General features: G+C 57.3%; 13 protein-coding genes and 3 tRNA genes. 13 read left to right on the forward strand and 3 right to left on the reverse strand.

The features are described from left to right. Window positions 1–327 precede the first annotated feature (327 nt). The 5 genes from rplJ (at window position 328) to WMO36_RS00580 (ending at window position 6,935) form a co-directional block, all read left to right on the forward strand. Window positions 328–849 carry a 50S ribosomal protein L10 gene (gene rplJ, locus WMO36_RS00560; protein WP_099570983.1) on the forward strand — a complete coding sequence of 174 codons (522 nt, stop codon included), beginning with the start codon at window positions 328–330 and terminating at the stop codon, window positions 847–849. Between the two features lie 113 nt (window positions 850–962). After that, a complete protein-coding gene (gene rplL / locus WMO36_RS00565; RefSeq protein ID WP_003836061.1) occupies window positions 963–1,343 on the forward strand; it encodes a 50S ribosomal protein L7/L12 in 381 nt (126 codons plus the stop codon). A gap of 263 nt (window positions 1,344–1,606) precedes the next feature. Continuing rightward, complete coding sequence (locus WMO36_RS00570; RefSeq protein WP_494324456.1) at window positions 1,607–3,028, forward strand: FHA domain-containing protein; 1,422 nt, start codon at window positions 1,607–1,609, stop codon at window positions 3,026–3,028. A gap of 8 nt (window positions 3,029–3,036) precedes the next feature. After that, window positions 3,037–6,657 (forward strand): helicase, encoded by a 3,621-nt coding sequence (locus tag WMO36_RS00575; RefSeq protein WP_099570982.1) that lies wholly within the window; start codon window positions 3,037–3,039, stop codon window positions 6,655–6,657. 74 nt (window positions 6,658–6,731) lie between these two features. Then, a complete protein-coding gene (locus WMO36_RS00580) occupies window positions 6,732–6,935 on the forward strand; it encodes a hypothetical protein (protein ID WP_180753364.1) in 204 nt (67 codons plus the stop codon). Window positions 6,936–6,963: 28 nt separating this feature from the next. Here WMO36_RS00580 and WMO36_RS00585 read toward each other — a convergent pair whose 3' ends face one another. The 3 genes from WMO36_RS00585 to WMO36_RS00595 all read right to left on the reverse strand — a co-directional run bounded on the left by WMO36_RS00585 (window position 6,964) and on the right by WMO36_RS00595 (window position 8,735). After that, window positions 6,964–7,653 (reverse strand): SAF domain-containing protein, encoded by a 690-nt coding sequence (locus WMO36_RS00585; protein ID WP_099570981.1) that lies wholly within the window; start codon window positions 7,651–7,653, stop codon window positions 6,964–6,966. 139 nt (window positions 7,654–7,792) lie between these two features. Then, window positions 7,793–7,975: an FmdB family zinc ribbon protein gene (locus WMO36_RS00590; RefSeq protein ID WP_099570980.1), complete on the reverse strand. Its 183-nt coding sequence runs from the start codon at window positions 7,973–7,975 to the stop codon at window positions 7,793–7,795. A 97-nt stretch (window positions 7,976–8,072) separates the two neighbouring features. Next, window positions 8,073–8,735: a 5-formyltetrahydrofolate cyclo-ligase gene (locus tag WMO36_RS00595; RefSeq protein ID WP_180753662.1), complete on the reverse strand. Its 663-nt coding sequence runs from the start codon at window positions 8,733–8,735 to the stop codon at window positions 8,073–8,075. A gap of 94 nt (window positions 8,736–8,829) precedes the next feature. Here WMO36_RS00595 and WMO36_RS00600 point away from each other — a divergent pair, with 94 nt between their 5' ends. The 8 genes from WMO36_RS00600 to WMO36_RS00635 all read left to right on the forward strand — a co-directional run bounded on the left by WMO36_RS00600 (window position 8,830) and on the right by WMO36_RS00635 (window position 13,543). After that, window positions 8,830–9,453 (forward strand): GNAT family N-acetyltransferase, encoded by a 624-nt coding sequence (locus WMO36_RS00600; protein ID WP_099571171.1) that lies wholly within the window; start codon window positions 8,830–8,832, stop codon window positions 9,451–9,453. A gap of 101 nt (window positions 9,454–9,554) precedes the next feature. Continuing rightward, window positions 9,555–10,754 carry a hypothetical protein gene (locus WMO36_RS00605; RefSeq protein ID WP_099570979.1) on the forward strand — a complete coding sequence of 400 codons (1,200 nt, stop codon included), beginning with the start codon at window positions 9,555–9,557 and terminating at the stop codon, window positions 10,752–10,754. 253 nt (window positions 10,755–11,007) lie between these two features. Next, complete coding sequence (gene groES / locus WMO36_RS00610; protein ID WP_099570978.1) at window positions 11,008–11,301, forward strand: co-chaperone GroES; 294 nt, start codon at window positions 11,008–11,010, stop codon at window positions 11,299–11,301. Window positions 11,302–11,780: 479 nt separating this feature from the next. Then, window positions 11,781–11,862: transfer RNA gene (locus tag WMO36_RS00615), tRNA-Tyr, on the forward strand. 1 nt (window position 11,863) lies between these two features. Then, window positions 11,864–11,935, forward strand: a tRNA-Thr gene (locus tag WMO36_RS00620). A 5-nt stretch (window positions 11,936–11,940) separates the two neighbouring features. After that, a tRNA-Met gene (locus tag WMO36_RS00625) sits at window positions 11,941–12,014 on the forward strand. Between the two features lie 52 nt (window positions 12,015–12,066). Then, window positions 12,067–12,237: a 50S ribosomal protein L33 gene (rpmG, locus tag WMO36_RS00630; protein WP_003807891.1), complete on the forward strand. Its 171-nt coding sequence runs from the start codon at window positions 12,067–12,069 to the stop codon at window positions 12,235–12,237. 106 nt (window positions 12,238–12,343) lie between these two features. After that, complete coding sequence (locus tag WMO36_RS00635; protein WP_144165128.1) at window positions 12,344–13,543, forward strand: FAD-binding protein; 1,200 nt, start codon at window positions 12,344–12,346, stop codon at window positions 13,541–13,543. Window positions 13,544–13,556 lie beyond the last annotated feature (13 nt).

Genomic DNA, 13,556 nt, shown 5'->3' on the forward strand with positions numbered 1-13,556 from the left:
TCGCCTCATGGAATCGTGGGATTCCAAACAAGGCCTAACCGTAACACCTGAGTAAGTCATGAGGATTCGTGAAGTGCGACACGCCCGAATGATCGTAAGTCCAAGCATGGCCGTAGGTTATTCATCTGTAAACCACAGACCGTTGGTTGGGGCGCATAAGCGCTCACGAAGTTTGGTTCGCCAAGCCAACGCAGGTTGAAGAACATACGCCCACCAAGGGCTTTCCGCTTAGCGGTCGAATGTTGCTCTGCCTGCGTGCAGGGCTTTTTTATTGCCCGGCGAAACGTTCCTGCTTCACAGTCAATGGTTGACTAAGGAAGGAACGCCATGAAGAGGCCCGAAAAGGAAGCGGTGGTCGCCCAGCTTACGGATAAGTTCCGTGAAGCTGACGCTATCTACCTGACCGAGTACCGCGGGCTTACCGTTCCGCAGATCTCTGAACTGCGCGAAAAGCTAGGCCGCGATACTTCCTACACTGTGGCTAAGAACACGCTGGTCCGCATCGCAGCCAAGGAAGCTGGCATCGAAGGTCTCGATGAGATCCTCGCCGGCCCGACCGCTGTAACCTTCGTGAAGGGTGACTTCATCGAAGCTGCGAAGACCCTGCGTGACTTCGCCAAGACCAATAAGGCACTGATCATCAAGGGCGGCTTTGCTGATGGCACCGTCTACGATGCTGAAGGCGCCAAGAAGCTGGCAGACCTCAAGTCTCGCCCGCAGCTGCTCGCCGAGTTCGCCGGCGACATCAAGGCTACGATGTCCAAGGCCGCGTACCTGTTCAACGCTCTGCCGACCAAGGCTGTGCGTACGATCGATGCGCTCCGCGAGAAGCAGGAAAAGGCCGCCTGATTTCATTGCGGTTAGCCGCGTGAATGATAGTGACCATAAAAGAAAAAAATAATTGTTTTAGGTGGCGGTCACCTCTTCAATCAAACCGTCGCCAAGAATGAAAGGAAGCCATTATGGCTAAGTACACCAACGATGAGCTGCTCGAAGCTTTCGGTGAGATGACCCTGGTTGAGCTCTCCGAGTTCGTCAAGGCTTTCGAAGAGAAGTTCGACGTCGAGGCTGCCGCTCCGGCTGCTGTCGCCGTTGCCGCTCCGGGCGCTGCTGCTCCGGCTGAGGAAGAGAAGGACGAGTTCGACGTCATCCTCTCCGCCGTTGGCGACAAGAAGATCCAGGTCATCAAGGCCGTCCGCGCTATCACCTCCCTGGGTCTGGCTGAGGCCAAGGCTCTGGTCGACGGCGCTCCGAAGGCTGTCCTGGAGAAGGCCAAGAAGGAAGACGCTGAGAAGGCTAAGTCCCAGCTCGAAGAAGCCGGCGCTACCGTCGAGCTCAAGTGATTCGCGCGGCTTGAAGCCGCATATCACGATTTTGAGTAGAAACCCCGTTCGCCACAAGGCGGCGGGGTTTCCGCATATTCACGGGATTTTCTTTCGCTGACAATCCAATAAAACCCGATTTGAGCGTGAACGCTTCCATATCGTGCCATACAATGGGGGAAATAGGCGAAAGTTGTCAATTAATCGCGTCATAATCCCGAAATACGTGGCAAGGCATGACACAATGGCAAAGAGTGTTGTGTGTGAAAGGAAGGCCGACAACGGTGAGCGAAGATCAACGAACGGCGCAGCAGTGGACCGTCAAGGTTGATGGAACCGAACTCAAGAAGCTGGGCAGCGGCGAAAGCGTGGAAATCGGCCGCAAGCCGTTACGCCCTCTGGTGGATGATGGATTCGCGCGCCTCGACATTATGGATGCAAACAAATCCATGTCGAAACGGCATGCCATTTTTTCAGTCGATGCGCAGGGCAATGCTTCCGTGCGCGATCTCAAGTCGACCAATGGTTCGTTCGTGGTGGCCGATAATGGTCAATTGATGCGTCTGCCGGCGGATGAAGATTTCAGACTGCCGTTCGCGCCGATGACGCTGCAGTTCGGCGACGTGCGCGTCACCTTCGAGCACGGCAGCGAGCACGCCGTTCCCGAAACCGAAAACAATGCGTCCGCTCCGGTCTCCAACCTGTTCTCCTACGCGGTGTCCGACGAGGTGCCGCAGGAGCCTGATGCGGCGGATATGTCAGTCGATGATATTCTCAACCTGCGTGCCGGCGAGCCGACCGCATTGTTCAACGCGCGTAATGTTGCCAATCGCGTCAATTTCATGCAACGTGCCGAGCATCAGTCTTTTGCTCCCGTACGTTCCAACGAGCCAGATTATGGAGATCTGCCATCCGTTTCGCTGGTGCAGCATAACGTGGTCGCAGACAATACTCCGCGCGACCTGTTCGCGGATGCCGTGGCGGAACAGCATGCCGCGGAAGAGGCCGCCAAGAAGAACGCTGCGGAAAACGAAAATGAAGCGAATCAGCCGGAATTCGTGCAGGAAACCGCATTGCCGACTCGAACCGCAACAGGCAACGAAACCAAGCATGACACGATTCCCGTGAGCAAGCTGTTCAGCGCGCGTCCAAGCAAGCCGATTATCGTGGCGTTGCCGGCTGAAGAAAACAATATGCCGGAACATATGCCGGAACAACAGACGGAGACATCGCGCGAGCAGTCCAACGACGAAATAGTGGAACAGGCTGCCACGGTTGCGCAACAGACAAACGAAACTCCAAGCCAGGAGGAAACAGCGCCGCAGCAGGCCGATGATGAGCGTTTCAGACCACATGCTGCACAATCGCAGGTTGCGGATGAACCGTCGCCGGACGAAACCAGCGTGTTCAAGCCCACTTTCGAACCCGGATCAGTGTTCGACCGTGTTTCCAAGGGCGAGCTCGCCAAGCAGGAGCAGACCATCGAAGTTGACGGGATGACTTCGGACGATGCCAAGCGCACCGACGATTTCACCGTGCAGTTCGAGATGGCGCGTCATCCGGAACTGCTGCCATTCCTTGCCATGAACCCGTCGCTGTATGACGATCTGTATGCATGGCTGGGCGCATTGGGTAATACAGACATCGACGCGGCCCTGTCACATAATCCGGGGTATGCGGAATACCGTAAAGCGGTAGGGAAGTGAGCCAACACATGAGCGAAAGCAATGAGAACGTCACTGAGCTGGATCGTATTCGTGGGTGGCGTGAGAAGTACCGTCTTGGCCTATCGCCGTCGCCGCTTGAGGATGTGACGCAGCTGAGCGCCCAGCTTGATATGACGCACGCGCACCCGTCCGGCATCGCACAGCTGTTCGCCAGCGGGCATGTTCAGCTCAATTCCTTGTTCCGTGACAACGGCATGTTGCGCGCCGCTGGTCGTCGCGTGGAACGTGTGCTTGACGACCGTGAGGCGAAAAGCCGCGTCAGCGGCGTGGGTGAATTGTCTTTGGTAGTCGGCGTGGCCATCTGGAAGGGCAATCAGATGCCGGTGCTCATGTACCCGGTCGAAGTGCGCAAAGAGGGCCGCAATATCGAAAACGGCACGGTGATCGCATTCACAGGGCGTGTGCGTCTGAACGCGGCTTTCGCGGCCGTGCTGCGTGAGAACAACGTCGTATTGGATGAGGCCAAGCTGTTTGACGGTTCGAACTATGAGAGCGGCACGCCAGAGACGTCCGCGGTGTTCGCGGCCATTACGGATCGTGCGGCCAACGCGTTCCCCGATTTCGAGATTGAACGGCACATTATTCTCGGGTGCTTTATGGATCCGGCGTCGCAGATGCTGGTGGAAAGCCAGAAGATCATCGATCAGTTGGCTCAAGGCCCGACCGGCAATACCGCTTTGGACGCTTTGGCTGGAGACAGGGCCGCCGCGGAAGCATTGGAGGGGGCTGAGATTCCGGAATACAGTCCGTTCGATGCCGATCCGCATGGCGAGTATGAGGTCGGCGATATCGACAATACCGTCCGATACGCTTCGCAGCTTGCGTCCGCGGGCCATTCGCTGTTTGTGGATAGCCCGATTGCCAACAATACCGCCGAGCAGGCTGCCGCGATCGCGTCCCGTTGCGTGATGAACGGACGTTCCGTGCTTTATGTGCCGTGCGTGACCGATCAGAAACGTCGATTTGTGCAGTCCGTTGCCGCGAATGAGATGAGCGGACAGTTGTTGGATATCGCCGATGATGGTGCCAATGCGGCGATTGATCGTCAGTTGATTGCCGCGGTCGGCTTCCAATCGGGTGTTGCTTCGTCCCGTTTTGATCAGATTGCCGATGAATTGGTTGGTGTGCGCTCCCGTTTGACCCGTTATCTGGGTGATCTTCACGGCGTGAGCCCGGAGTGGGGCGTATCCGCCTACCAGACGATTCAGAATCTCGCGCAGATCGCGGCGCTACCCACCCATCCGACCACGCACGTGCGTTTGAGCAAGCAGACCGCGCATTCCATTGCAGACAAGATCGAGGATTGGGCTGCGAAACTGCAGCGTGCGGGTGAACTTGGAGAATACACCATCACGGAGAACGATACCGCATGGTACAAGGCTTCGCTGTATTCCGAAGAGGAAGCGGTGAGCGCATACCAGCGTGTGGTCGAACTGTTGCGCAAGGTGCTGCCCGCCACCCGTGAGCAGGTGGCCAGCACGGTGCAGACCTGCGGATTCCCGATTCCAACGACCGCGCAGGAGTGGGGCCGTCAGGTCATGGTGCTGAAGAACCTGCGACGAGTGCTTGACGTATTTCAGCCGGAAATCTTCGAACGTGACATCGCATCCATGATCGAGGCGACCAAGCCGAAGGCCGAACGCAAGGCCGAAGGCAGTTCCATGGGATTCTGGGAGCGTCGCCGCCACATCAAGGAAGCCAAGGGCATGCTGCGCGTCGGCGCACAGGTGGAGAACCTGCACGAGGCGTTGCTTGTGGTATCCAAGCAGGCCGATCAGTGGCATATGTTCGTGCCTCATGGCGGTTGGCCAGTACTGCCCGCCAAGCTGGACGATATCATCGAAACGCAAGAGAATCTCAATCGTGACATGACCGCGTTGAATGCGGTGCTTGCCACAACCCCGCAGGGAGGCAATCTCGAAACCGTTGATTTCAACCAGGTCGAAGAGCGTTTGAAGGCCCTGTATGACGACAAGCAGGCGCTCGACAATCTGCCGGAGCGCGCTCGCTTGGAACGTGACTTCCACTCGGTCGGTCTTGACGAGCTGGTTGAGGATCTGAACAATCGTGGTATTCCCAACGATGCCGTTGCAGGAGAGCTGCAGTTGGCATGGTGGACCACGGCGTTCGAGGATATTGTGAAATCCTCCGCCATCATCTCCAACCAAGATGGTTCGGCATTGCAGAGCGCTGCGGAACGCTTTGCCCAAGTCGACGTGGAGCACGTGCGTTCGGTCGGGCCGATGGTGGCGCAGGAATCCATGCGTCGCCTATGCGACATGCTGTTCTCGCGTACGCAGGAAGCCAATCTGCTGCATACCATGCTTGCCGGCTCCCGTAATGTTTCGTTGAATCGCCTGCACAAGGAGCATCCGCAGATTCTCGCAGCGGCGAAACCGATTCTTGTTGCGACGCCCGCCACGCTAGCGGCGATTACCGATCCGGCGCCGTTGGCTGACGTCGTCATCATCGATGCGGCCTCGCATATCCAGTCCATCGAATTGCTGAGCATCATTAGCCGTGCCAAGCAGGTGGTGGTGATCGCACATCGTGAAACGGTCACATCCGATGGTCTGAAGCGTCTTATTGCGCTGCTGCCGAGCGTGAAAATCGCCAATCGTCCTGTTCGACGCGCTCCGAAACTCAATGCGTTCCTGGAATCGGAAGGCTACGGTTCCGTACCTTTCGACGTGGCAAAAGAAGGCGCACAAGGCGAGATCGCCTACCATTTCGTGGCTGACGCCAACGGTGTGCCGGTCATCACTTCGGGGTTGGTGGAAAGCAGCCAGCAGGAGATCGACGAGGTGATCAGGCTGATCACCAAGCGTGCCGCCGGTTTTACCATTGTGCCCGCATCATACATGCTTACAGTGGTGACGCTTACGCATACGTTCCGCACCCGACTGGGGGCAGAGCTCAAGGCCATCGCCAACAAGAACAAGGCCATGGGCATGTTCCTTCGCCATGTGCGCATCGTGGACATTTCCGACGTGGCCGGTGCGCATGCCACTGACGCGATTCTTGCGATGTGCTATGCGAAAACCTCCCATGGGCGACTGCTGCAGCAGTTCGGAGCGTTGGAATCCGAAGGCGGGCGAGGCATGTTGTTGGACGCATTGGCCGTGCCGGACCGCCATCTTGACATCGTGTCCGCGTTCTCGTCGTCCGACATGGACGACGAACGTCTGCACCAGGCCGGTCCGAAGATGCTGAAGACCGTGCTTCGTTGGGCGGAGCAGCTTGATGACAGCGTGGTGCGTCCCGCCGTCAAGATGACCGGCTCGAACGTGCTTCTCAACGATCTTGCCGATCGCATTCGAGCCCGTGGACTGAATGTGGCCGTCGATTATGGTTTCGACAATGGATCCAAGCTGCCGCTAGTGGTCGGTCTGAACGACAAGCCGTTCGCGTTGGCGGTGCTCACCGACGACGCGCAATTCATGGGATTGCAGTCCACCAGGGAACGTCACCGCGTGCTTTTGCAGAACATCGAATCGCTTGGCTGGTCCGTTATGACCGTGTGGAGCGTCGGCGCGTTCGTGAATCCAGACAAGGAAGTGGACCGCATCGTGGCACGCTTGAGCGACCTGTATCAGGAGGTCAGATGATCGTCCAGATGAGCGTCGACGAGCATTCTCCGCAGGAGTCTTCCCAGGAAACCGACCAGTCTGCCGTTCGCGTGGTGTCCGGCTATTGCGCCACTCGCCGAACGGCACGCAAGCACAAGCGTGTGGTCCGCCAGGGCACGGAGCTGTTCGATGCGGACGGCGTTAAGCTCGAACCGTCCGATGTGCTCACCGAACGTCAGCGCAATGCGGACGACGACAAGCGTATTCTGGGCGAATTGCCGCCGCATTGGGGCGTGTTCTCCGAGCGGGGACACTGACATTCGCCTGGGATTCGCCTCGCTGTCATCACGAACTGACGATGGCGATAATCGCGCTGTATTCTTGGGCCTGCAGAACGGTCGCCGCTTCATGAGGAGGCATGGCAAACACCGCAAGGGTGTTGCCGTCCGCATCGCGCGAGGGTTTTGCGGTCAGGATCGCGCCCGAGCATAGTTCGCGCAATGTCACGGCATCCGTATCCGGTGATGTTTCCGGTGTCGCCTCGCCGAATATCGTGGCGCTGGAAAGCGTCACGATATCGCCAAGCGACAGATTGTCGGCGGAACTCGCCAATCGCACTTCGATCGCCGTGTATCCTTCGGGAACAACGGGAGAGGCACGCGCCATGGTCGACGTGACGATGCCGCCTTCCGCAACGTCCACTTGGGCGATTAGCCCGACGGCATCGTCGCAATCCTGGAAAACGTTACGTAAGGCCTCGTCATACGGAAGATCGCGCAATGCGAGCGAATCCGCGGTAATCACGCTGCCTTTCGCAATGGTCTGCGCGGCGATGACAACCGGTTGCGTGGAAATCGTCAATCGCACGCACTGCAGGGCTGCGAACATGGCAAGTCCGGCACAGACCGCGGCGAGCAGCCGGTGCAATCGCGCGTTCCTTCGTCGCCGATAGGGCGCAGTCCGCGTGCCGTCGGTCGTTCGCCTGCCATCCGTGCCCTGCAGACGTTGCAACAAATCATGGAAAAAGGTCACCATGCATGCATGATGACCTTACGAATAGTTGTTGCGCAAGCCGGATCAAGGGTTGTGGTCGGAGGATGTGAGTTATCCACAGGCTTCGGCATGTCGCCTTGTTTTCCAAGGGGTTGAGCTTGTTTGAATTATGTGATTGAGCTCACTTGGATTTATCGGTGCGGTAGAAACCAGATCCCTTGAATTCGATTGGCGGCGCGGAATACACCTTATGGACCTGTTCCTCGCCACATTCGGGGCAGATGGTGATCGGATCGTCGGTGAACGACTGCTGCTCGGTGAAATCGTAGTTGCAGTTCTTGCAACGGTAATGATAAGTAGGCAAAGTATCCTCGCTTCAACCAGATTCTCAAATTTCTTAACGGGACATATCCTAGTACGCTCCCTGAGACGGCCGCATGAACGTCTTATTCACGAATGGTTTATTGGCGAACCTCCGTGAATCCATTCGGCGTAAGTACTCCGTTGACGGGAATGTCGTGCGCCTCATGCGGCACTGGCTCGTCGGTCGGCTCCCAAGGCCAGCAGACCGCCACCACGCGCGCTCCGATTGCACGGTATTCAAGCGCCCGGTCGTACCATCCTCCGCCGCGCCCCAAACGGAATCCCTCATGATCGACGGCAAAAGCGGGAACGATGATCAGTCCAGCGTCTTTCAACGCTTCGGGCCCACATGCGCTGTTGCTGGGTTCCTGCGGACGATGCGTGTTGATGGAGCCGTCGCTGTTGGTCTGATCGTGCAGATCGTGGATGCTGTCAAGCTCGCTCCAACCAATATCCGTGCCTTTTCCAAGCCGTGGAACGAGTATGCGGCAGTTCGAATCGAAAAGCGTCTGCAGCATCGGTGTCATCGACATTTCGCTGCCCATGGATGCGAATGCGGCCACCGTGGTGAATGAATGGATGAGATTCGCCTGCCGTGCCTGTTCGGCCAGTTTTCTGCCGGCTTCCAGCCGTTCCTCAGGGTTCGTCCGTTTTCTTCTTGCGATTGCGGTCTTGCGCCATTGCCTTTTCAGCTCGCGTTGTGCTAAGGCTTCGTCACGCGTGCCGTCGCCTGCGACATCGGTTTGCATATTCGGGGTCATATCGCATGTTCTACCACGGGATGGTTGCGCGAAAACGAAAATGTTATGCGCATGGCAGAATGAAGGCGTGACGATTTTGCAATCTTTGCGCGGCATGATGCGTTCGGAATCCAATACCATCGATGTTCCGCGTTTCATCCAATCGCATGGGCTTCACGTTCCCATAATTCTGCGGCCGCTGACCTTCGACGACTGCGATGAATGGAACGACGTCCGTTGGCGTAATGACGACTGGCTGAAGCCGTGGGAATCCGGAGACCCGTTGCATGGCGCGTCGATGTCGTTCAATGAGTGGGTGCGCGCGATGCGGCGCAACGAGCGAAACGGTACCGGAGTGGTGTTCGCCATCGAGCATCATGGGCGTATCGTCGGCCAGATTTCGTTGGGAGCGATCTGCTATGGCGCCATGCGTACTGGCGTGGTCGGCTACTGGATCGACGAGCGTTGCGCAGGTCGTGGATATGCTCCTATGGCCGTCGCGTTGTTGGCTGATTGGGCGATGTTCGACCCCTCCGGACCGCAATTGCATCGTATGGAAATCGACCTGCTTCCCGAAAACGAGCGTTCCCGCAAGGTCGCGCTCAAGGTGGGAGCATGTTATGAGGGTGTGCGCAAATCGTACATGTTCGTCAACGGGCAATGGCGTGATCATGAATCGTATGCGCTGCTGCCGGAGTGCGCACCAAACGGTTTCACCGCACGGTTGATGGGCGAGTGAGTCGTTGGAGAGGTTCGACACGCACTTTCGACGAACATGTTCGAGACACGCGGGGGCGTGTGCCCCGGAGAATGTCGGAATGTCTCCTATTCTTGTGAGTTATGGGTTATGAATCGTTAAGCACGGTTGTGGTGCTTGCGATTGTGATTATTCTCATGGCTTTCTGGCTGCCCAAACGGACGGTCAAAGGCATGAAGCGGGTAATCGAGCACCGAGAGGACCGCTTTTCGCCGTCGCTGCATCTGGTGGATGCCGACAGTGGAACGCGATTCTCCGATGAGACCGCCGCAAAGGCGAAAGGGGCAATAATGCAGTCCAACGAGACGCATGAGGGCAAGCTGACCGACGAAAGGATTGCGCATGTCCGTGCCCTTCGTCGTGCCGCGATCCGCAGAAGGCGGATTATTGTTGTCTCGATGCTGGTGATCACAATCGCCGTGTTGGTGTGCGCGTTTGTGTTGCATTTCAGTCCGTCGTTCGCTTTGATTCCCGCCGCGTTGCTTGCCGGAGTGCTCGCTTTGGGGGTGAGGGCCGCCAAGCAGGCCGCAGCGTGGGAGCACAAGGTCGCCAAGTATCGTTCCAAGATGAGGAAGCGGGCTATGGCGGAGCGCAAGCGTGCCCAGGAGGAGCAGGCGGAACGTGCTCGTTTGCAGGCGCAGGAGCTTGCTGAAATTCGTAGGATTGCCGAATCTCAAGTGCCGACCGATGTCATGCCGGAAGGTGAGATTCGTCAGGCGATCGATCGTGGCAAGGCCGACCGTGATGCCGCCGTAAGCAAGCGCAAGGAGGAATCCGAAGCGAAATCCGCTGCGGAACCGAACGTTGTGGATGCGCAGGTCGTGTCGGATAAGAAGAACGGTCTGTCCATCCACGATGAGCGTGATGAAATCGCCAAAGCCGAGGGCGCGGATGCATACGATACGGATTCGTCCGCCGTGGCCGGTGCGTCGCAGGATCTGATTTCGTTTTCGCTGGGCGCGCCGCGTAATGGCAATGATATCGCGCCAGCCGCTCCGGAAAGCATGGAGATCAAATCCACCCGTCAGGTGGCCAAGGCTGTGCCTCCGGCTGAGAGTGCGGTTTCCGACAATGTCGAGCCGTTGATTGTGCCTTCCGACGCGATGAGCAGCATGGATGCCGACGAGGCGGCCGCCCGCGTGGAGGCCGGCGTTCATCTGCAGGACGTGGATGCCGTGGGATTCCACGACTCCGAGGTCAGCGCCGACGTTGAGGCTCCCAGCGTCACCTCCGATTCCTTGGGCGTGGGTTTGGCGTCCATCATGGCCCGTCGTGGGGCGTGACGGAGGGAAGCGAACGCGCGAAACGCACGAAACGTGCAAACAAGCGTAAAGAACATCAGCCTGAAACCGTATGGTTTCAGGCTCTTTTCGTAGATTTAGCTCTCGGCGTTAGCACTCGAGTTGGCAGAGTGCTAATAATCGCGCTAGGATATGTTTCAGCGCGAAAGGACGACGCCGTAAGTGATCGTCAGCCTCTTGCAAGCGGGTCCCGGCGCGGTAAGTAACGATTTCTCTTAGAAAGAGGAGGTCCACAGTGTCGATCTCACTCACACCGTTGGAAGACAAGATCATCGTCAAGCAGGCGGAAGCCGAAACCCAGACCGCATCCGGTCTGTTCATTCCGGACAATGCCAAGGAGAAGCCGCAGCAGGGTGAAGTCCTGGCTGTTGGCCCGGGCCGTCGTAACGATGCCGGCGAGCGCATTCCGGTCGACGTCAAGGTCGGCGATAAGGTGCTGTACTCCAAGTATGGCGGCACCGAGGTGCACTATCAGGGTGAGGATTACCTGATCGTTTCCTCCCGCGATATTCTGGCCATTCTCGGCTGAGCGTAGCGCGTAGCTGTTTGAAGACCCCGTCAGCGGACGATTGGTGAACAATCGTTGCGGTGACGGGGTCTTTTTTACCTTCAAGCACTCGAAGTTTCTGCAATGGGATGCGTGTCGGCCGTCCAGGTGTGCAAGGTGTGCGATTGTCTGCGCAATGGCGATTGCGATATCGACGATGATTCTGCGCATCGCATGCCTCGAAGGTTGGTTTGACGCTGCGTGCGCTGTTCCCGACATCGCTGTTTAGTCGGTCCAGGGAGGAGGGCCGGAAGAAAAACTCATGATTTTTCCTTCCGGAAAGTTTTTTCGTGAGGATTTGCCCTGATTTGCGCACATATGCGGCTGATAGCTATGAAACGTTGGAATTCCAACGATTGTGAGCATTTCTGGTTTCCGCGACACGCCGTATTTGCGTTAATCGCATGGTCTGTGGCATACTAAACGGGTTGCCGGTTCGGGTTCAACCAAACAGGCAGCACGGCGGATTTCCCAAGCGGTCAAAGGGAACTGACTGTAAATCAGTCGCCTCGTGCTTCAGTGGTTCGAATCCACTATCCGCCACGCCTCGATAGCTCAGTGGTAGAGCACTTCCTTGGTAAGGAAGAGGTCGTGAGTCCGATTCTCACTCGAGGCTCTCATGGCGGGATAGCTCAGCTGGCTAGAGCGTACGACTCATAATCGTAAGGTCAAGAGTTCGAGTCTCTTTCTCGCTACAAAGGTCGACGGAACGTCGGCATAGCAACGAACCACAAGAGGTGAACTTAGATGGCAAGCAAGAGCGCCGACATTCGTCCGGGCATCACGCTGGCATGCACCGAGTGCAAGGAGCGTAACTACATCACGACGAAGAACCGCCGTAATACGCCGGATCGTCTTGAGCTGAAGAAGTTCTGCTCCCGCTGCGGCAAGCAGACCGTGCATCGCGAGACCCGCTGAACGAGTTCAAAGCTTTCAACCCGACCAATTGGTCGGGTTTTTTGTTTTTTCCGAAACCCTCTTAGCACTTTTCCAACTGCCTTCCCCGCACGCTAAGCTAATCACCATGACCAATTTCGCAGATCTCACCACTATCGCCGTAGGCGGACCAATTGCATCCTTTATCGAACCGACTTCGCGTGTCGGCGTTATCGAAGCCGTCGAGGATGCCGACGTCAAAGGCTTGCCGTTGTGCGTGATCGGAGGCGGATCCAACATGCTCGTGGCCGACACGCCGTTCAATGGCGTCGTGGTGCGTGATGCGCGACGCGCCGTAAGCGTGCTTGATGAGGCAGCGCCTGCCGAAAACGACGAAAAAATCGTGCATGTCAACGCCGAAGCCGGCTGCAATTGGGATGATTTCGTTGACTACTGCGTCGGACTTGGCTTGGAAGGCGTGGAAGGACTTTCCGGAATTCCAGGCACCGTCGGCGCGTCGGTGGTGCAGAATATCGGCGCATACGGCCAGGAGGTCGCATCCAGCGTCGAAAGCGTGGAAGTCTGGGACCGCAAAGACAAGCAGATCAAAGAGCTCACCAATCAGGAACTGCATTTCGGGTACCGTATGAGTGCGCTCAAAGCCAGCATGTACAGCGCTCCGGCAACGCCTGCGGCCGACTTCTTCCCGACACCGCGCTACGTGGTGCTGTCCGTAACCTTCGCGCTGCATCACAGCGCAACCGGCGTGGTAGGATACGGGCAGCTTGCCAAGGCATTGGGCGTGGAAGTGGGCGAACGCATGTCGACAACGGATATTCGTCACGCGGTATTGAAAGTACGTGCCTCCAAGGGCATGCTTGAGGATTCCCACCGTTACCTGACCGAGGCCATGCGCGGCACCAAAAAAAGCGAACTGGTCGCCATTGCCCATAATGCGCAACGCACACAGGCAGGCAATGACGAACCCGACTACAATCGCCATAGCTGCGGCAGCTTCTTCATGAATCCAATTCTGAGCGAAGAGCAGGCGGCCAGACTTCCCGAAGACGCGCCTCGATTCAGTGCGACCCTGCCGGATGGCACACCAGGAGTCAAAACATCCGCAGCATGGCTTATCGATCATGCAGGCTTCCATAAAGGCTACAAAACCAGCGAAAACGCTACTGCGGGGCTGTCCACCATGCATACGCTGGCATTGACCAACCGAGGAGGAGCTTCGGCAGCCGACATCGTGAAACTTGCCAAAACCGTGCAGGATGGTGTCGAACAGACGTACGGCATCCGTCTCGTTCCGGAACCGGTCGTCATCGGCATGAGCCTCAAGTAAACGTAAGAACGAA

The sequence above is a fragment of the Bifidobacterium hominis genome, assembly GCF_040095915.1.
Lineage (GTDB): Bacteria > Actinomycetota > Actinomycetes > Actinomycetales > Bifidobacteriaceae > Bifidobacterium > Bifidobacterium hominis.